This window comes from Pelorhabdus sp. sgz311002 (genome assembly GCF_056134285.1).
The window spans coordinates 55,435-75,278 of sequence record NZ_JBWBCL010000012.1 but is presented as its reverse complement, the minus strand read 5'-3'; the positions used below and the strand labels follow the sequence as shown (position 1 = coordinate 75,278).

Sequence of the window (19,844 nt, the reverse complement as noted above, 5' to 3'; positions counted from 1 at the left end):
TTTCTACCACTTTTATTTATTCTACCATAGCTAAAGCGCTTCTTTAAGCGCATGAAGCTGACTTTGATGGAGCCGTGCATAAAAACCTTCTAGTTGCAACAATTCTTGATGCGAGCCGGATTCTACAATCTCCCCTTGGTCCATAACGAGGATTTTATCAGCTTGTTCAATCGTAGATAGTCGATGCGCCACTACGAGCATCGTCCGTTCCTTAGACAACCGCGCAAAAGCTTCTTGGACTAGTTTTTCTGTTTCACTATCAATACTTGATGTCGCTTCATCAAGAGCTAAAATTTGAATTGGCCGCAATAAAACCCTTGCTAGCGATATAAGCTGTCGCTGGCCTGCTGATAACAACGCGCCTTGATAACCAATCAACGTTTCATAAGAATCGGGCAGTCGTGCAATAAAGGCATGGGCATTGGCCTGTTTCGCCGCTTCGACAGCTGCCTCGCGGGAAATCGCATTATCATATAGCGCAAGATTTTCATAAACAGTTCCTTTAAATAACCGAACTTCTTGAAAGACAATACCAATCGTTCTTCTGAGCACTGCCAAGGGAATATGGCGAATATCCACCTCATCCAAGTAAATAGCGCCTCGCTGCGGTTCATAAAAGCGAGCCAGCAAGTTAACTAAAGTTGATTTGCCGGAACCGGAAAACCCGGCAATACCGACAAACTCTCCTGCTTCCAGTGAAAAGCTCACATCTTTTAACACCCACTCTTCGCCCTCATAAGCGAACCATACATTTTCAAAACGAATGCGTCCTTGAAAATAGCAATCCGGAGACTCATCTTCATGATTTTCTGCCGGTTTATCCCCTTCAAGCAAAGCCGCAACTCGCTCTGCCGCCGCTAACGCCGATTGCAACAGATTATATTTTTCCGCAATATCTTTTATCGGCCAGAAAAACATTTCCACATAGCGTAAAAAAGCAACAAGAACTCCCACTTCCAGAGGACCTTTCTTATGGAGGAAGCCGCCATAAGCCAACACACATAAGACAACAGCCGTATAAATGAGATCAACTAGCGGACGAAACAAGGCAAACGTACGAACTTCCTGCAATCCAGCCTGTACATAGTCTTCACTAACAGACTCAAATTCCTGCTTCGTGCGTCGGAAGCGGGCAAAAGCCTTCACGATCATAATATTGGCGCTATATTCCTGCAAAAAACCATTTAACGCTCCGGTTTTCGCTCGTACCTGGCGATAGGCGGCCCTAGCATACTTTTGATAAGTTAGCGCCAACACAGCCATAATTGGCAGGGCAATCACAGCTACACTAGCAAGCTGCCAATTCATCCAGAACATAGCAATTAAGATACCAGCTAAAATCAATATATCGCTGATAAACGCAACAATAACATCCGTATAGAGGTCACGAATGGCATCGGTATCATTTGTAACTCGTGTTACAAGTTGCCCCACCTTTTGTCGTTCTAGTTCACTAAACTTCTCATAAATCAGATGACAGAATACTTTTTGCCTAATCTGATAAATAATAAGCTGACCAATATACTGCAAAATATAGTTTTCACCATAGGAAAGAACCACACTACCAACAATTGTCAAACCATAAAGCAGTGCGGTTTCCTGTAAACCAGCCAAATTCAGACTCGTAATTTGACTATCAATCGCTAATTTCAGTAAGTAAGGGCGGTAAAGTTCTAAGGCTGTTCCCGCCAAAATCAACAAAACAGCTAAAATAATCCAGCCAGTAAAGGGCGCGGCAAAACGCGACAAAATGGCAATCATTTTTCGATCGCTAAAGGTCTTCACAGACTTTCACCATCCCCGACAGCGAGTTCTTCCGTTAACAGCTGCTGCTCATAAATTTCATAGTAAAGACCGCGCCGCGCCACAAGTTCTTCGTGCGTTCCTTGCTCTTTAATTTCACCTTGGTCCAAAACTACAATACGGTCACAGCGTCTTACAGCAGCAATCCGCTGCGAAACAATCAATGTAGTCCTGCCCGCTGTAAACAAGTTCATATTTTTCAGCAGTCTGGCCTCGTGTTCATAGTCAAGCGCTGAAAAAGCGTCATCTAAAAGTAAGAAAGGCGCATCCTTAATAATAGCTCTAGCAATTGCCACTCGCTGCTGCTGTCCGCCTGAAAGCTGCTTTCCTCTTTCACCAAGCTCTGTATCGACGCCTTCTGGCTTGCTGTCAATATCCTCCGTAACGACAGCTAACTCGGCAGCGCGCAAAATATCAGCTTTACCATGTTCTCGATCAAAAGCAATATTTTCGCCGATCGTTTTAGAAAAGAGGCTATTGTCTTGTGGTACATAAGCAAAAAAATTTCTAAGATCACTAAAGGAATAACTATGAATTTCTTTGTCGCCCAAAAATATGGTTTCTGCTGGCGGCTCGTAAAGGCGAAGCAGCAGTCGAAATAAGGTGGACTTTCCCGCACCAGTCCGACCAACTATTCCTACCTTCTCACCAGGCAGGATCGTAAGATTTACATTTTTCAAAATAAGATGCGGCGACTGTTCATAGGCAAAGCTTACATTTTGCAAGGTAAGAATGGGCGCCGAACGATTCTCACTTGCGCCAGAACTGGTTGGTAATGGTGGTTCCGTTTCCATCTGGCCCAAAGCCTCTAAGAGGCACTTTTCTTCTGCTTCATAGACTGGCTGATCTAAAAAATCACTAATTCTTTCCATGGAAGCCAACCCGCGTTGCGCCATATTAATCAAAAATCCCAAGCCCATAACTGGCCAGATAATAAGTCCAAGATACCCAATAAAGGCTGTCAAATCACCGACAGTGAGCTCACCCGCCATAATTAGACGTCCGCCAAAATACAAGGCGATAGCAAAACAGACAAAAGGCAGAACATGCGTAACAGGCACATAGGCTGCCTGAATATTTGTTAAGCTCATACTGGCGGCAACAAACGAACGATTCTTGTCAGCAAACCGTTCGGTCATATTTTTTTCAACAGCAAAGCCTTTTACGACTTTAAAGCCTGCGAAAATTTCTTGTGAAAAGTCTGTTATGTCACTAAAAGATTCTTGCACACGACGAAAACGTTGATGCACTGACTTTCCCATATACGTAGCAATACATAAAATCACAGGTAGAGGTAAAATCGACCATAGCGAAAGTTCAAAATGTATTACTTTTGCCATTACGACAAACGAAGCAAACCCCATAATAACGGCATCGACAAACAAGATACTGCCAAGTCCCAGAGCGACACGAATCGCTGTAATATCATTCGTCATAAGCGCCATAATATTGCCAGGACCCTTTTGATCATAATACGCTAAAGGCAAACACAGTCCGTGGAGGAAAATCCTCTGACGCAGATAGGCCTCCAATCGCCGCGTTGTCCCTAAAAGCAGCTGCCTGTAGCAATAACGCCCCACAAACATCAGTAGAGCTGTCACTGTAAGCCACATAATATAGACTGAAAGTTCCCCTGAGTTCGTAAGAAATGTATCGATACTTTTGCCAATAAACCGCGGTATAGCCAGTTGCAAAATATCAACACCGATTAGCAGTAGTAAGCCAAAGGAATAAGGCAGCCACTTAGAGCGATAGAACGGTTGCAGCAAATGAAAGGCTTTTGTATATTTCATATTTTTATCCATATAAAAACAATTAGGCGATTCTAAAAGGAATCCTCTTTTATCGCCTAAGAAAAACACTGCTTTGATTACAAAATAGTCTCCAAGCAAAAACTTCGCCTTAATAACAATTATCGTTTACACATTCCTATTATTATGCTAAACTATGAAATATGGATATAAAATACAATTCTGGAGGTTTTCATAATGGAAAAACGTACAGGAATTATTACATTTGCAAAAAATCCCTTAACCCTTGTTGGCACGCCTGTAGCTGTCGGCGCAAAAGCACCTGACTTTACGGCCTTAGCACCAGATCTTTCCCCCGTTTCGTTGAGTGCTTTTAAAGGCAAAGTTGTTATCATTAGCAGCGTCCCTTCCATTGATACGCCAGTTTGCGATATGCAGACCCGCCGTTTTAATGAAGAAGCTGGAAAACTTTCCGATGCAGTTATCATCACAATCAGCAACGATCTTCCCTTCGCACAAGCTCGCTATTGCGGCGATAAAGGCATCGACAATGTGAAAACCCTCTCGGATCACCGTGATCTCAGCTTTGGCTTACAATATGGCCTCGTTGTTGAAGAACTGCGCCTGCTTGCTCGTGCCGTTACGATCATTGATAAAGACGGCGTTGTCCGCTATAGCGAAGTCGTACCAGAAATGACAAATCATCCTGACTATGATGCCGCCTTGGCAGCAGCAAAAAAACTTCTATAATTTTTAAAAACACAGAATAAAAATCAAAAAAACTATTGCCATCTATAGTTCACTATGTTATAATACTTTTTGTTGATGTGATGCGGAAGTAGCTCAGTGGTAGAGCATCGCCTTGCCAAGGCGAGGGTCGCGAGTTCGAATCTCGTTTTCCGCTCCAATGAAAATAATGCCTGATACTTATGTATCAGGTTTTTTTATGTCTAAAATTCTTATTTATTCCTCCCTAAAAAAACGTACAGATACAAAAAAAAGAAGCCCGCAGGCTTCTTTTTTATTACTCATTTTTAATTAAAAAGCGTCAACTTACAGTTGGTTTGCTTTATAAGAAGCGTAAAGATCTTTTAATTCTTCAATCAAAGCTCCAATCTCAATCTGCAAATCAGAAGCAGTCTGATAATCGCCGTCAGCCATAGCTTCTTTCATACGAGTAAAGAGGCATTTCTGAGCTAAGCTGTCTTTCGCCAAGCTGGTACGCATCGTTTTAATTTGTTCCCAGTAGTAAAGGTCCATATCATTTGCAGTCTCAGCTGTATGAAGACAGGTAAAGGATTGGATTAGCGTCAAATATTCCGGAATAATGCGGTTCAGAATTTCGGTCTTCCAACGAGTCAATGCGCCAGCAACAAACGCATCAATAATTGCCTGAGATAAAATATCGCCTTGTTTCAATACAGCTACTTTATCAGGATACTGTTTCAAAGCTTCGAGATTTTCCCATACAGTAGCAGGCGGTTTGCTAAAGAGACGATCTCTTTCTTCTGGCGTATAATCTTCGAATACGTCATGTTCGCTGCGATATGCACGGTCTTTTTCCAGATAGAAGCCTTCGGTGCCAGCATCTTTGGAAAGTTCCGCCAAAATTCCTTCTGTCGTTTTGCCACTTGTTACACAAGCTTTAATGCCGTCAAACATACTCAGATAGAATGCAGCCATTGCTACATAGGAGTTCGTGTAAGGATTTGGGGCGCGAACTTCAAAGCGAGTTGCCAACGGATTATCAGTACGAACAAGACCAGCAAGAATTGTACGGTTACGCGAAGGAACAGCCGGGCTGTGACCCAAAGAAGTTACGATGCAAACAGGTGCTTCGAAACCAGGTTTCAAACGGTTCAAGGAATCGTTTGTGGAGGAAACGAAAGGATTGATTACTTCGTAGTTTTTCAAGATACCCATGATAGCGCCATAACCAACTGCGCTGAGGAAGTCTTTTTTCATATCTTCCGGAGCGTAGAGATTTACGAATTTACCGGATTTCAGTTTTGCACCAATGCCAAGGTGAGTATGTTCCCCACTACCAGCAACGCCAATGATTGGTTTTGCTTTGAATGTAACTTCCAAACCGTTTTCACGGAATACTTCTTTTACAATAATACGAGCTTGCAGTTCATTGTCAGCTGCCTGAAGCGCCGTAGAGAATTTCCAGTCGATTTCAAGCTGTTCTAAAACATAAGCCAGATGGCCCGTTTCATCAATTTTAGCTTTAATGCCGCCAACTTCTTTATGGCCCATTTCTGGTTCCATACCATATTTAGCCAACATATCCATCGCTTGCTCTAAAGCAGTGCGGACTTCACCACGAGTTCTCTGCCAATATTGTTCCTGCATAACCTGAGAAGCCGACATTTCCTGTACATCAGCGCGGTTAGCCGGAGTTTTTACCCAAAATTCAAGTTCAGTACCAGCGGTGAATACAATTTCCTCAATATCAGCCAAGTTAACATGGCTTAAGCCTGCAACATTAGGATATTTTTTGAAAAGATCCATCATGCCTTCTCTTACGTATTCCATGGAAAGAGCTAAAATAGAACGAGAATCAACACGTTTGCCTTCATGCACTAAGAAGGAAGGAATGCGAAGCGTACCAATCGGTTTGCCTGTTTCTTCATCAATGTGTTCAAAGTTGTAATCAACAAACCAGTTTACATCACGGTCAGCGATCATATCAACTTTCGCATTATTTAAAGTAGCAATGCCTGTAAGTACCACGGAAGAACCGTCAGTCTGTACAGCCGTGCCTGCAAAAAAGTCAGCAATATCTTTTTGGAAAGTTGACATAGGAATTTTTTCGTCAGTGTCATTACCGGCAAGGTCGACACCAACAAGAGATGCAAATTGAATTTCCGGATGATTCTTCAGAAGTGCAACTAAATCTTCATTACTGTACTGGCTTGGTTTGATTACATAGAGTAAATCTTTAAGCATTTCCTTCACCTCTTCAAAATTTTATCAAACTAAAAAGACAGAAATCCCCCTTGCATCAATACAAGGGGGTCGCCATTGACCAAAAAATATTTTTCTTATCAATGATTATACCACAAATAAGCATTTTGTCTAGCTATAAGCAAGTATTTTTTATCTTTTTGATAAAAATAGTTGTTATTTTTTCGTAAAATGCAGACAGTCTTCGCCGGAAGAAAGCTTTACTTCGATGCAAGGCTTATTGCGCGTTTTAAAGCGAAAAGCCCGGCAGCCGTAGGGAAAATGCTTATCGTAAGTAATATAATAGTGACAGCAATAACGGCAGTCAACAACTTCCTCAGTCATCTTTTCCCCTCCAGTCGCCTTTTATTGTATCATATCAACACTCATAATCACATAAGTATATGTTGAGTTTTAAATACAGAGACCATTAGCTTGTCGCTATAATATAAATTTATAATAGTAATCGTTTTATTCTGTTATACAAAGTAAATTTTTAAAGCTATAATGTGGAAACACAAGCACCAAATAACGCCACAAGCTCGCAGGTATTGTGGCGAATTGGTTAAGATAGGATTATAAGTTTCGGGGTGATTCGCAATGAAAGCAGCAGGCATTGCATTTTTTGAAAAGCATGCAATAAAAAACTTATTTGAAAAGTTAGAGCATGGTGGGATACGGTTGCGGTTTTGGGATGGTGAAGAAACGATTTATGGTGATGTCCTGCCGAAAGTTACCATACAATTTAATCGGCCACTTGATAATCTAAGTTCGCTTCATGATCCAGCGATGACGTTTGGCGAGGCCTACATGGATGGCGTTTGGGATTATGAAGGGGATTTTGATGAATTATTACGCTTGCTGAAAAATTCGTCGTTATTTACTCCAAAGAACAAGGTCATGGCCAAGGGCTTACGCCTGGCTGGAAAAATGGTAGAGCGTACACAGGCAAAACAGAATATTGCACACCACTATGATTTAGGCAATGACTTTTTTTCTTTATGGCTTGATAAGAGCATGAGCTATTCGTGCGCGTATTTTAAACAGAGTACGGATTCTTTAGAGCAGGCGCAAATGCAAAAAATCGAACATATATTAAAAAAAATAAATTTAAAACCCGGTGAAAAACTCTTAGATATTGGTTGTGGCTGGGGCTGGCTAATTATTAAGGCAGCGCAGCTGTATCAAGTGAATGCGCTCGGTATTACACTTAGCGAAGAACAATACTGCAAAGTACAAGAACGAATCAACCAGCTTGGGCTGGAAAAACTAGTCAAAGTGGAGCTGGTGAACTATTTAGATCTTGATGAAACAAGATACCAGTTTGATAAAATCGTTAGTGTTGGGATGTTTGAACATGTAGGAAAAGAAAATATTCCCTTGTATCTTAATAAAGTCAATCGTCTATTAGTGGACGGCGGCCTATCTTTACTGCACTCAATTACTTCTTTTGAAGAATCACAAGAAAATAGCTGGATAAAAAAATATATCTTTCCTGGTGGTTATGTACCATCTGTACGAGAAATTTTGCAGCAATTTCCAGAAAGAGATTTTCACTTACTGCATACCGAAAGCTTGCGGCTACACTACGCATTAACGTTAGATCACTGGTATGCTAGGTTCTCTGAGCACACGGAAGAAATACAAAACCAATTTGGTGAACGGTTTGTCCGGATGTGGCGCTTGTATTTAAAAGGCTGTGCAGCGGCATTTCGCGTAGATGGACTGGATATTCATCAATTTCTATTTTCTAAAGGGTTAAATAATAATTTGCCATTAACGTATTCTCGTTTAGGGTAAAACAAAAAAGTTCTATTTGATGATTAAGGGACTATCGCATGATCAGATCGATACATGCGATAGTCCTTTTTTGCTATTACCGATGTTTTAACGCGCAGCAAGGATTTATCATAGACAAGCCGAATTCATTACCAATAAGCAGATGACACGACTAGCAGCTTTGTGCCAATAGGGGGAAATCATGGCAGAATTACCTAGCATTCAACAATTGGAGAATTTTATTATTTACGGCAAAGTTAGAAATTTTACCGCTGCCGCAAAGCAGGCCAATATTACCCAATCCGCCTTTAGTTCCCAAATAAAAAAACTGGAAGAGCTTGTGGGCATTCAACTTATCACCCGCTCGAACAAGGGCAGTGATTTAACCGAAGCTGGCGAACTATTTTTAGTACAAGTACAGAAAATAATGGGTGAACTATTTGACTGTATGTATGATATGAAAAAATTGAGCGGTACCAAGGTCACGTTGGCAATTGGCGCCTTAATCGCACTTGGTGATGTTTTAATGAATCAGCATTTGGCGTACTTTCAGCAGCATAATCTAAATATCACAATGAATGTATATAATTTAGAAGCGCATGAGCTGTTTAGATACTTAGCTGAAGGTAAGCTTGATATTGTATCGACCTTTCTTTTGCCGGAAAACAATATGGGGAAATTCGAAAAAGTTTTCTTCTGTAATGATAAAATGGTCTTTTATGCACCTAACATTAAGACTGCGCACCAGAATATTTCCGTAGAGTCGATAGCGTCATACCCATTAGTACAGTATTCACCGCACTATTTAATGAATTCATTTGTAGAAAATTATTTTCAGATGCATCACTTTTCCCCCATGGTTAGAGCATGGCTGTCAACGCCTTATGCCATTATGAATTATTGTGAACAAAATGAAATGGGAGCCCTTTTATCCGAGCGATTATTGAATGCCATGGGGATTTTTAATGGTTATTATGAATTGGCAGAGCCGTTTAATCTGCAGTGTTATTTATTGTATAAAAAGAATAACCCTAAACATAAGGCAATTAAAGTATTTATTGATTATATTCTAGACTTTTACAAAGTAAAGTAAGACTCACTAGCAAAAAACCAGGCCAGTAAGGGTCTGCTGAACGCGCAAAACGGCAAGGCCGGAATTCTCCAAAGCCTTGCCGTTTTTGTATATAGTTGGTGCACCAGAGAGACTCGCTCCCCCTCATGACGCGGTTTAGAAAGTATGATTTTTTTCTATTTGCTCTCTACCTTTTTACTGAAGTTTAATAAAATCAGCATTTTCCCATTTGTCATTTTCTCTATTTTACATATCTGCCAATTTCTAATTTTAGGAACCATGGGCATCTAAGCTTCGCTGTTTGTCCATTCGCTCCTGTATTTATTTTTCCGCTACGAGATCCGCCAAAATTTGTTCGATTCTCGTCCATGCTTTATCTGCCGATTCTTTATGGTAGCTTTTAGAAAACGGATTAGCAAAACCATGCTGACCAGCTAGCTTTTCCGCTTGAACATTTTTGATGGTGCGTAAACATACAAGCAGATCATCAACAACAAATGATTTCTCTATTTCAGGAAAAAATAATACCATATCACATTTAGGCTGCACTCTAAGATAATCACGAATTCTCGAACCATAAAAAGCAATACATAAATCGCACAAACCCGTTTGCGCTGCCAGCCATGCAAGCGTTGCACCAATGCTATAGCCTAACACATATACATTTTTATAATAAGGCCTAACACTAGTAAGAACCCTATTTACTTCTTTAAATGCCTCTTCAAAACCAATACTGCTCATAAAGTAATTATATGCTGCCTGCTCTTCCTCTGTAGCATATGCTTCTCTACCATTAAGAAGATTAGGTGCAATAGTATCAACCCCATAACTTTGCAGCTTTTCACATACATCAATTATATGTTTATTGACTCCGTAAACTTCATGGAGAACAACAATAATGGTATCCTCAGTATTATGATTATGACTTTTCATAACTATATAAAGCTCCCTTATCTTTTTGAAAACTATCTTTAAAATGCTGTTTCATTTTTGTCTTATATTGCAAGGAGAAGCACTGTAAAAAAACGCCCCAACTACATAATTAAATTATATCATTAGAAATATAAGAATAAAGGCTGCTTAATTCGGCACTAATGAGAAAAAGTATGATCCTCACATTGATATCAACTTGGGCAGCAAAGATAAAAAAACTCCAAGGATTTTCCTTGGAGCCGTCGATGTATCTATGTTCCACATTATGCAAATCATGTTTTTAGAAAACCGCGCCTCAAAAAGCAAGGCGCGGTTAAAATTAAAACTATTAAAATTCACTGAATCATAGCTTATAAAGTTTCGGTACCAAACAGCGGCGTTGACAAGTAGCGTTCGCCCGTATCTGGCAACAAAACTACAATCGTTTTGCCGCGATTGGCTTCTTCTTTTGCCAACTGGGTTGCCGCAAAGAGAGCGGCGGCGCTAGAAATTCCAACAAGAACGCCTTCCGTCTTAGCAAGGTCACGCGCTGCCTGGAAAGCCTCTTCCGTTTTAATCGGAACAATTTGATCTACGATCTTGAGGTTCATTACACTCGGCACAAAGCCAGCGCCAATACCTTGAATTTTATGCGGCCCCGGTTTATTACCTGCTAATACTTGGCTGTCAAAAGGTTCTACGGCAACAACTTTAATCTGGGGATTCTGTTCTTTTAATACTTCGCCTACACCGGTAATTGTACCGCCCGTACCAACACCAGCCACGAAAAAGTCTAACTGACCATCTGTATCAGCTAAAATTTCTTTGCCTGTCGTTTTGCGGTGAATTTCTGGATTTGCCGGATTTTCAAACTGTTGCGGAATATAGGAGCCTTCAATGGATTCACCCAATTCCAAAGCTTTATTAATAGCGCCTTTCATGCCTTCTGCGCCGGGAGTTAAAACAAGCTGCGCGCCTAATGCTTTTAACAAGTTGCGCCGTTCCACACTCATGGTATCAGGCATAGTTAAAATCACTTTATACCCTTTTGCCGCACCCACGAAGGCTAAACCAATTCCGGTGTTGCCGCTAGTCGGTTCTACAATCGTCGCGCCTGGTTTTAATTTGCCGCTTTGTTCCGCTGTTTCAATCATGGCTAAAGCGATGCGGTCTTTCACGCTGCTTAGCGGATTAAAGTATTCCAATTTAGCTAGAATCCGTCCAGCAAGACCTTTTTCAGCGTCATAATTTTTCAATTCTAATAAGGGCGTATTCCCAATCAGTTCTGTAATATTCTGAGCAATTTTTGACATAAGAAACAACCTCCTAAAATTTAAACTTTACATTTCATGAGTTTACATAAGAAAAACAGCTTGCGATCAACGGCTTTCGTAATAAATAAAAGGCTAAGGATAGACCTACTCATCAAGTAGATAATTCCTTAGCCTTCAGTCTTCTGATCAGCTATTCTTATTATGTATTTTTACTTATCATACTATGAAACAATCGCTTTGTCAATTAAATTCCATCGCCATAAAGGTTTTCCCAGGAAGCATAGCGTTGCTTTTCTGTCCGTTCTACCTGCACAACCTTGCCAGCCTTTACGACAATTACAATCTGTCCGAACTGCATACTCGCTACAGCCTCGCAAATTTTCTCCCTAAGCTTCTCATTGCGTACCTTTGGTTTTACTTCTTTCATATTACTGCCCCTCCTTAGGAGTGTAAGCGGATCTTATCTAGTTTATCCATTTGAATTACACGGCCATCCTGTACAATCAACGTCAGCGAGCCAAATTCAATATCTTCAATGGCCGCTTCAATCCGATCTAAAGATTCTTCTGATAAAGCCGTACTTTTTATATCGCTGGCGACCGCTTTCGTCTCTTTTCGTTTAGCCATGGTTTCTCTCCTCTACTTTGGGCGCCTCATCTAATCCTAGTAATAATTCGCCGTCTCTCGTATCAAGTTCCTCTATTTTACTGAGTTTACGATTAATCAGTTCCGAGCGGCTCTTGACATTTTCCACGGTTGTCTGCGCCTCATTTAACTTCTTTAGCGATTTATTCAACAAATCATTGAAGATTCCGTACTGAGACTTAATCGCCCTTAGCAGCTTCCAGACCTCGCTCGATTTTTTCTCTATCGCTAGAGTAGCAAAACCTAAACGCAAACTGTTTAAAAGCGCCGTCAAGGTAGTCGGACCAGCCAGCATTACCCGATAATGGGTTTGGCAGTATTCTGCAAGCCCGGGGCGACGCAAGACCTCCGCATAAAGCCCTTCCGTTGGCAAAAACATAATTGCAAAATCCGTCGTATCTGGTGGCGAAACGTACTTGTCATGGATCGTCTTAGCATCAAGCTTTACACGATTTTCCAACGCTTTGGCGGCTTCTTCCACAGCAACTGCATCCGCTCTTTCTGAGGCCTCCACCAGCTTTAAATAATCTTCTTGGCTAAATTTAGCATCAATGGGCAGCCAGATAGCTTCATCACCGTCAGCTTTACCAGGAAGTTTAATGGCAAACTCCACACGAGCATCACTATTTTTCTTCGTTGCCACATTTTTAGCATACTGCTCGGCGGACATAGTCTGTTCCAATAAATTGCCTAGTTGTACCTCGCCCCAAGTTCCTCGAGCCTTTACATTATTCAATACTCGGCTTAAATCATTGACACCACTGGCTAAAGACTGCATTTCCCCCATGCTTTTATAAAGAAGCTGCAATTGATCGCCAACTTGTTTAAACGAAGCATCAAGTCGGGTTGCTAAAGTAGCTTGTAGCTTTTCATCCACAGTCTGACGCATCAAATCCAGCTTTTGCTCGTTGGAATTTTGTAATTCCTTCATCTGTATTTCTAAAGTCGAGCGAATCCGCTCCTGCTGCTCATAGTTTGTTTTAAGCAGTTCATTCATTCCTCCGACAACACGTTCCATCTGCCGTGACTGACTCTCAGCAATACCAGATAGCTGCGCACTCATTAGAGTGCTAATCCGCTCAAAATTACTGCCAACTTCTTCACGCAGGCCCTTATGCTGAGCTTCCCGCTCCTGCCGCAACAGAACTTTCTCATCATTTTCCAGCTTACTATAAGTCTCAAACCGCATGGCTAATTCTTGAAGTCGTTGCTGCATCTGTCGCTGCGCTCGGCTCGAACCGCTTGTCATGACGAGAAAAATAAGAAATAGTAAGAGAAGCAAGTTGGCCCCTAACAGCCCTAGTATCATTGTATCCATTCTGTCTCTCACCGCTCCTTTGTCTACCCATTATATACTAAAAAAGAGTATAAGAAAAGGAGCTCCGCCCTCGGAGCTCCCTAACCTACAGCAATACTTCAACGAAACAATCAGCCTCTTTCGCTAGCAGCTAGCTTCATGCTCTGCGTCTTACGCCAGTAACCAAAGGCAACTACAAAAGCCGTCAGCCCTACTTTGAGCATAATATGGTAATGCGCTAAAAGTACGCCCACCCGCTTATCGCCTAAAATCATTTCAGCCGCTGCATAGCCAAGAATCGCAGCACCCACATAAATAATAACTGGGTAGCGGTCCATAAGTTTCATAAGCAGTTGAGATCCAAATACAATCATCGGAATGCTGGCCAGAATGCCGAAAATGATTAAGAGATATTTGCCGTGAGGCGCTGCCTGCGCCATTGCAGCCAAGGCCAGCACGTTATCAAGACTCATAATCACATCAGCGATCAGTATAGCTTTAATCGCCGCTATAACACCTTGCACTTTTGCCGTACCTTCTGGTACTTTTTTATCGGTCTTCCCAGCTAAGTGAACCGCAATCCACAGCAAAGCCAAACCGCCTAAAAACTGGAGATAGGGAATTTCCAGCAAAAAAGAAGCGACAAAGACAAGGAAAATACGAGCAAAAATGGCGCCAACACTGCCCCACAAAATAACCTTCTTGCGTTGTTCCTCTGACAAGTTTTTACTTGCCATAGCAATCAAAACAGCATTATCGCCACCAAGCAACACATCAATTAAAATAATGCCGCCAAGAGCCAGCAGCCATTCGCTTGAAAAAAACATTACATCCATAGCCATGTCCTCCTAAAATAAATTTAAACAATACAAAAAGCCAGACTTTTGCCTTACGGCAAAGGTCTGGCTAAACATACTCATGTCAGTAAAGCCGGTGGCTAACGCCACGTAATGACGACTTTACTTCAGGTTTCCCTGAAAGCTACTCCCCTTTGGGGTAATGTATTATCTTTATTTAAAGTATATACTGGACAAACTAGGTTGTCAATGTCTTTCTCTTGACAGGCCTTTTCTCGTTTGATATTTTCACAGACTTTCAAGACCTGCTTTTATTCTTGTCAAAGCTTCTTGTAACACACTGCGCTGTGTAGCAAGATTCAGTCTAGCAAAACCAATTCCTTGCGTCCCAAAAGCGCTGCCAGAATTCAACCCCACCTTCGCTGTTGACACCAAAAAGCGGTCTAACTCTTTTTGATCAGTAAAATAGGCGCGAAAATCAAGCCAAGCAAGATAAGTACCTTCTGGTTTTGTGATCTTCACTTTAGGCAAGTTTTCAGCAAGATATGCTACTACATAATCAGCATTCTGCTCTAAGTAGCAAAGAACGCTTTCCAGCCAGCCTTCACTTGTTTCATAAGCAGCCCTTGTAGCTAAAACGCCAAAGAGATTATTTCTACTTAAATGCAGGTTATTTAACTCTTTTTCAATCAAAGCCCGCCGCCGCGAACACGGAACAATCATATAGGCCGTATTGAGACCGGCGATATTAAAGGTTTTACTTGCCGCCATAAAGGTTACACTGGCTTTATTAACACTTTCGCCTAAATTAGCAAAAGAATAATGGCGACGTCCTTTATACACTAAATCATTATGAATTTCATCAGCGAGTACAGTAACCTCATATTTTTCACTAAGCGCATATACCGCCTGTAGTTCCGACTCTGTCCACACGCGCCCGACTGGATTATGGGGGCTGCACAATAACAAAAGCTTATTCTTAGGATCGGCCAACTTAACTTCTAAATCAGCCAGATCCATTTCGTAGCGCCCAGCTTTTAGTTGCAAAGGATTTTCTACAATTTTTCTGTCATTATCTTGAATCGAAGCAAAAAATGGTGGATAAACCGGCGGTTGAATAATCACGCCATCCCCTGGCTCTGACAGAGCCAAGATTGATACAACAATAGCTGGAACAACACCAGGCGACTGGACAATCCAGTCAGCGGAAATATTCCATTGATGCCTTTTTTGTACCCATTTGACAACCGCTTCATAAAAAGAAGCGTCATAGCCATTGTAAGCGTAAAAAGGATGTTTTGCCCGCTCGGCCACAGCCGCAACAATCCCCGGCGGTGTAGCAAAATCCATGTCGGCAATCCATAGCGGCAAAATATCATCGCTGCCAAACACTCTACCTATATCGTCCCACTTTCTACTGCCAGTCCCTTTTCTTTGCAATAGCTGATCAAAATCAAAGCATTCAGTAGTTAGTTCCATCCTGTTTCTCCCCTATTCTTTTTTCTGTAGCAATTTTTTATAGTACGAATGCGCTGTGTATAACGCAGCTACCGGATTATGGCCGGTAATACGGTCTTTCGTCACAAGCGTCGTAACCGACGCCTCGGAATACTTGATAAATAACGAATCGTGACCGACACATAAACCGACAACCACATTGAGATCCGTTTTATGATAATTTAAAATTCGCGCTTGCAAAATGGGGTTACACATGGATTCATGGCTGCCGGGGCGAATTTTCTCTTCTTCTTTAATCCCGATTTCCGTTTTATCGACAGAACCGACCTTACAAATGGCGCTATAATGTTCAAAGCCCTTGGCTTCCAAAATATTAGCAAAGATCTTAGCTTCTTCAATCAAACCAGCGCAAGTGGCAATACCAATCTTTTGTGCGCCAATCCGGCGGGCAAACTCCATAATTTCCTCAACCCGCGTCAATTTGCCATAAAAAAGTCCTTCGACTTGAGCCGAAGCTCTAGCTATAACCGCATCTTGTTCATCACCTTGCAGACGTTCTTTAATTTCAGCTATATCAGCCGCAATTGCATGGTCTTCATTGTCTTTTGTTGTTAAGCAAAACTGCGGAAACTGACTGTCCCGTGTGCGGCAGTTATAAACACTGCAATCAGTACAGCTTAAAGATTCAATATTCTTCTTTTGCGTCATTGGTTGCTCTCTCCTATCAAATTAAATATTATATTCAGTAAAAGAAATATAGCGTGATAAAAACCTCTTAGTTCTTTCTTCCTTCGGTTCGTTTAAAAGTTGCTGCGGCGATCCCTGTTCGAGAATACGCCCCCCATCCATGAAAATAATCTGATCGGCTACTTCTCTGGCAAAATTGATTTCGTGAGTCACAACAACAAAAGTACTCTTTACTTCGCGTACCGCCTGTTTCATGACTTCCAAAACTTCACCAACTCTTTCAGGATCGAGGGCCGATGTCGGTTCATCAAACAGAATTACATCAGGCTCTAAAGCAAGAGCCCTAGCAATGCCGATACGCTGCTGTTGACCGCCTGATAACTCATGGGGAAATGCTTTAGCTTTATCTTTGAGGCCAACCTTTTCTAAAAAAGCTTCGCCACGGGCCACAGCTTCCCCTTTAGGCATTTTCTTGACAACAAGCAGCCCTTCCGTAATGTTTTCTAGGGCCGTTTTATTTTTAAATAAATTATACATCTGAAAAACCATGGCTGTCTTACGGCGGAGCGCCTGGATTTCTTGTTTCGTCGCTTGAGCCACATTGACAGTTAGGTCATCTATCGTAATTTCGCCCTTGTCAGCCCGCTCTAAGAAGTTCAAAGAACGCAGTAAAGTTGTTTTACCTGAACCGCTCTGCCCCAAAATAACCGTAACCGATTCTGTTGGAATTACGCAGCTTACACCTTTTAGAACCTCATTTTGTCCAAAGCTTTTATGAATATCTTTAAATTCAATCATAACTCGGCTCCTCTCCGAAAAAATCCAATTCTTTTTTCAAGCAATAAAAAACACCGTTCAAAGCCAAGACTAATTCCCCAATAAATAAGAGCGACGACCAAGTAAGTTTCCAGATAACGATAATTTTCGGCACAAGCAATTTTCGCTCCGCCCAAAAGCTCAATCACGGTAATCGTAAACACAACAGACGTATTTTTTAATAACCCTAAAAACTCATTAGCCATAAGCGGCAGGGCAAACAACGCCGCTTGCCTTAAAATAATACGATAAAACCCTTGAAACCACGTCATGCCAACAGCTAAAGCAGCTTCCATCTGACCTTTTTCCACCGATAAAAAAGCACTGCGAAATATTTCTGCTAAGTAGGCGCCTGTATGAAGCGTTAAAGCTACAATCGCAAAAATCATCGGCGGAATATGCTGAAATCCTGTATCAATTCCTGTTTGGTTTGTAAAAGCCATCAGAAAAATAGGCAACCCGAAATATACAAGATAAAGCATAACCATCGTAGGCGTCGCTCTGCCCAGCAGGATATAAATAGCTACAAGCTGGCGCAAAACCGGAATCTCCTTCACAATGACTAGAGCACTGAACAATCCCATTCCGATGGCTAAAACCATACTGGAAAAAGTTAAAAAGAGAGTTACGGGCACGAAATGCAGCATGTCAAAAAAGGTTTCCGCCATAAAAGAAAACTCCAATAAATCACCCATCACAAGCTCCTTTCTCGGCTAAAAAGGTAAGAACGGCAGCTGTCATTACAGAAATCCCCGTTTTTAAAGAAGCGTCAGCTGCTGTAAACCGCGGACTATGCGCTGCAGCACTAGGTCCTAACCTTGCATCATGAATTCCCAGCCGGAAAAATACGGATGGTACGGTTCGGGAAAACTGATAAAAATTTTCCGAACCATTTTCCGGCAGCTTAGCTCGTAATACATTTTCTTCGCCAATCATCAGTTCACTGGCTTTAATAAATAGCTGTGTCAATGGAATATCATTATAAACAGCTCCCGAGCCCAAACGAAAATCGACCTCAGCTTCTACGCCGCTAACCAGTTTTTGCGCTGCAAGAACCTTGCGGATTTCCTCGTGGATCACCAACCGCAAACCATCTTTTTGTGTACGAATAGTCCCTTGCAACACGACTTTTTCGGGAATGATATTGCCGCGAGTTCCACCATGAATACTACCTACCGTAATTAAAGCCGGCTCAATATGGTTAATTTTTTTACCGGCTATCGACTGTAAATCAAGAATCACTCTGGCTGAAGCTAAAATAATGTCCTCGGTCTCATGCGGCGCCGAAGCATGACCGCCACGCCCGCTTAAAGTAATAGTAAACGAACTAGCTGCCATCATAACTTCTTGGTCCTTAATCTGAATTTGACCGACCGGTATGGTTTCCAATACATGAGCCGCTAGAAAAGCTTGAACGGGGGGATTTTCGAGTACTCCCGAAGACAAAATTTCCTTCGCCCCGCCACCTACTTCTTCAGCAGGTTGAAATACCAGTTTTACAGTACCGCCAAAGAATGGTTTCATTTTTGTTAGCACATAGGCAGTACCCAATAAATTGGCTGTATGAATATCGTGTCCACAAGCATGCATGACACCGCGTCGTTTCGATCGATAAGGCACAGACGCTTCTTCTTCAATTGGTAGGGCATCCATATCAGCCCGTAGACCAATACACTTCTCACTATGAAGTTCCCCTTTGATTTCAGCCAGAACAGCTGTAGATCCAGCGAGACGCCGCGAAGGAATCTGCCAATTACTTAAAGTTCTTTCAACAAGTTCAGCCGTTTCAAATTCTTCATAACTTAACTCTGGGTGTTCATGCAAAGCATGGCGAATTTTTATAATCTCTTCATAGATTTCCTCAGTAAAATAAGAAATTTCTCTTTTTATATCATTCACGTTGTCCCCCCCTTCCCAGGTACAGGATACTGTTTCTCTAAGAAACGAGCCCCGCTACTAACTAGCAAAACAAGCAGAATATAAATGATTGCCACATCAATATAAAGCTCAAAACTACGCTGACTATTCGCTCCCATCAAATCCGCTTTGCGCATCATATCAATGACGCCTACATTAAAAACAAGTGAAGTTCCTTTAATCGTAGAAATTACTGTATTACAAAGCCCAGGGATCGCCATAGCAAAAGCCTGCGGTAATACAATACGGCAATAGGCTTGCACAGATCCCATCCCCATCGCATAAGCTGCTTCTAACTGCCCTTTATCAACCGCGGCAATGGCGCTGCGAAATATCTCTGCCGTATAGGCGCCAACATGAAGCGCAAAGACGAGAAAAACATAGAAAAGCGGTGGAATTTCCCGTACCCCATCATAACCAATTTTACGCAGTACTTCTGGCATACCAAAATAAACCAGGAAGAGCTGAACTAAGAAAGGCGTACCTCGCATAAACGAAATATAAATTGTCACTAATTTTTCTAGTCCCTTGACCCTATTCAGCCGAATCAGAGCTGCTACGATTCCAATCGCCAAACCAACGAGAATCGCAACTACCGTAATTTCAATCGTAGTATCTACAAAAGACAATATGATTGGAAAAGACTGAACCATGTAGGACAAGTCAAAATAAGTTCCCATAGAGCCC

The 19,844-nt window shown here is 41.7% G+C and carries 19 protein-coding genes, 1 tRNA gene and 1 riboswitch; of the genes, 4 read left to right on the top strand and 16 right to left on the bottom strand.

The window, feature by feature from the left end:
* Nucleotides 1-30: 30 nt before the first annotated feature.
* Entirely contained in the window at nt 31-1,785 is a 1,755-nt protein-coding gene (locus AC0NJP_RS15405; protein ID WP_474040506.1) for an ABC transporter ATP-binding protein, read from the bottom strand.
* Complete coding sequence (locus AC0NJP_RS15400; protein WP_474040507.1) at nt 1,782-3,596, bottom strand: ABC transporter ATP-binding protein; 1,815 nt, start codon at nt 3,594-3,596, stop codon at nt 1,782-1,784. The genes AC0NJP_RS15405 and AC0NJP_RS15400 overlap by 4 nt, the downstream gene beginning before the upstream one ends.
* Before the next feature lie 195 nt (nt 3,597-3,791).
* Here AC0NJP_RS15400 and tpx point away from each other — a divergent pair, with 195 nt between their 5' ends.
* Nucleotides 3,792-4,304 carry a thiol peroxidase gene (gene tpx, locus AC0NJP_RS15395; RefSeq protein ID WP_474040508.1) on the top strand — a complete coding sequence of 171 codons (513 nt, stop codon included), beginning with the start codon at nt 3,792-3,794 and terminating at the stop codon, nt 4,302-4,304.
* Nucleotides 4,305-4,386: 82 nt separating this feature from the next.
* Nucleotides 4,387-4,461 (top strand) — tRNA-Gly (locus AC0NJP_RS15390).
* A gap of 146 nt (nt 4,462-4,607) precedes the next feature.
* On the opposite strand, the gene AC0NJP_RS15385 is transcribed toward AC0NJP_RS15390, so the two are convergent.
* A complete protein-coding gene (locus tag AC0NJP_RS15385; RefSeq protein ID WP_474040509.1) occupies nt 4,608-6,506 on the bottom strand; it encodes a glutamine synthetase in 1,899 nt (632 codons plus the stop codon).
* A 174-nt stretch (nt 6,507-6,680) separates the two neighbouring features.
* A complete protein-coding gene (locus tag AC0NJP_RS15380) occupies nt 6,681-6,848 on the bottom strand; it encodes a uracil-DNA glycosylase (RefSeq protein WP_474040510.1) in 168 nt (55 codons plus the stop codon).
* A 255-nt stretch (nt 6,849-7,103) separates the two neighbouring features.
* Here AC0NJP_RS15380 and AC0NJP_RS15375 point away from each other — a divergent pair, with 255 nt between their 5' ends.
* Nucleotides 7,104-8,303, top strand: a complete 1,200-nt coding sequence (locus AC0NJP_RS15375) for a class I SAM-dependent methyltransferase (RefSeq protein WP_474040511.1) — start codon at nt 7,104-7,106, stop codon at nt 8,301-8,303.
* Between the two features lie 181 nt (nt 8,304-8,484).
* Nucleotides 8,485-9,375: a LysR family transcriptional regulator gene (locus tag AC0NJP_RS15370; protein WP_474040512.1), complete on the top strand. Its 891-nt coding sequence runs from the start codon at nt 8,485-8,487 to the stop codon at nt 9,373-9,375.
* Nucleotides 9,376-9,675: 300 nt separating this feature from the next.
* Here the strand turns inward: AC0NJP_RS15370 and AC0NJP_RS15365 are convergent, their stop codons facing one another.
* From AC0NJP_RS15365 to AC0NJP_RS15310, 12 genes are all read right to left on the bottom strand, one after another.
* The gene (locus AC0NJP_RS15365) at nt 9,676-10,287 is read right to left on the bottom strand and encodes a dienelactone hydrolase family protein (RefSeq protein ID WP_474040513.1); all 612 of its coding nucleotides are present in this window, start codon (nt 10,285-10,287) and stop codon (nt 9,676-9,678) included.
* A 350-nt stretch (nt 10,288-10,637) separates the two neighbouring features.
* Nucleotides 10,638-11,579, bottom strand: a complete 942-nt coding sequence (cysK, locus tag AC0NJP_RS15360; protein WP_474040514.1) for a cysteine synthase A — start codon at nt 11,577-11,579, stop codon at nt 10,638-10,640.
* 205 nt (nt 11,580-11,784) lie between these two features.
* Nucleotides 11,785-11,967 (bottom strand): DUF2292 domain-containing protein, encoded by a 183-nt coding sequence (locus AC0NJP_RS15355; RefSeq protein ID WP_474040515.1) that lies wholly within the window; start codon nt 11,965-11,967, stop codon nt 11,785-11,787.
* Nucleotides 11,968-11,981: 14 nt separating this feature from the next.
* Nucleotides 11,982-12,167 carry a YezD family protein gene (locus AC0NJP_RS15350; protein ID WP_474040516.1) on the bottom strand — a complete coding sequence of 62 codons (186 nt, stop codon included), beginning with the start codon at nt 12,165-12,167 and terminating at the stop codon, nt 11,982-11,984.
* Entirely contained in the window at nt 12,160-13,503 is a 1,344-nt protein-coding gene (locus tag AC0NJP_RS15345) for a DNA recombination protein RmuC (protein WP_474040517.1), read from the bottom strand. The genes AC0NJP_RS15350 and AC0NJP_RS15345 overlap by 8 nt, the downstream gene beginning before the upstream one ends.
* Nucleotides 13,504-13,613: 110 nt before the next feature.
* A complete protein-coding gene (locus tag AC0NJP_RS15340) occupies nt 13,614-14,318 on the bottom strand; it encodes a TerC family protein (protein ID WP_474040518.1) in 705 nt (234 codons plus the stop codon).
* A riboswitch (yybP-ykoY riboswitch) is annotated at nt 14,304-14,484 on the bottom strand. (Overlaps the previous gene by 15 nt.)
* An 83-nt stretch (nt 14,485-14,567) precedes the next feature.
* On the bottom strand, nt 14,568-15,758 hold the full coding sequence (locus AC0NJP_RS15335; RefSeq protein ID WP_474040519.1) for a MalY/PatB family protein: 1,191 nt from the start codon (nt 15,756-15,758) through the stop codon (nt 14,568-14,570).
* A 12-nt stretch (nt 15,759-15,770) separates the two neighbouring features.
* Complete coding sequence (locus tag AC0NJP_RS15330; RefSeq protein ID WP_474700343.1) at nt 15,771-16,445, bottom strand: DUF1847 domain-containing protein; 675 nt, start codon at nt 16,443-16,445, stop codon at nt 15,771-15,773.
* 21 nt (nt 16,446-16,466) lie between these two features.
* Nucleotides 16,467-17,222, bottom strand: coding sequence for an amino acid ABC transporter ATP-binding protein (locus tag AC0NJP_RS15325; protein ID WP_474040521.1), 756 nt, complete (start codon nt 17,220-17,222; stop codon nt 16,467-16,469).
* Nucleotides 17,219-17,935, bottom strand: coding sequence for an amino acid ABC transporter permease (locus AC0NJP_RS15320; RefSeq protein ID WP_474040522.1), 717 nt, complete (start codon nt 17,933-17,935; stop codon nt 17,219-17,221). Before AC0NJP_RS15320 ends, AC0NJP_RS15325 begins: the two co-directional genes overlap by 4 nt.
* Entirely contained in the window at nt 17,928-19,139 is a 1,212-nt protein-coding gene (locus AC0NJP_RS15315; RefSeq protein WP_474040523.1) for a M20 metallopeptidase family protein, read from the bottom strand. Before AC0NJP_RS15315 ends, AC0NJP_RS15320 begins: the two co-directional genes overlap by 8 nt.
* Nucleotides 19,136-19,837: an amino acid ABC transporter permease gene (locus tag AC0NJP_RS15310; protein WP_474040524.1), complete on the bottom strand. Its 702-nt coding sequence runs from the start codon at nt 19,835-19,837 to the stop codon at nt 19,136-19,138. Before AC0NJP_RS15310 ends, AC0NJP_RS15315 begins: the two co-directional genes overlap by 4 nt.
* Between the last annotated feature and the right edge of the window lie 7 nt (nt 19,838-19,844).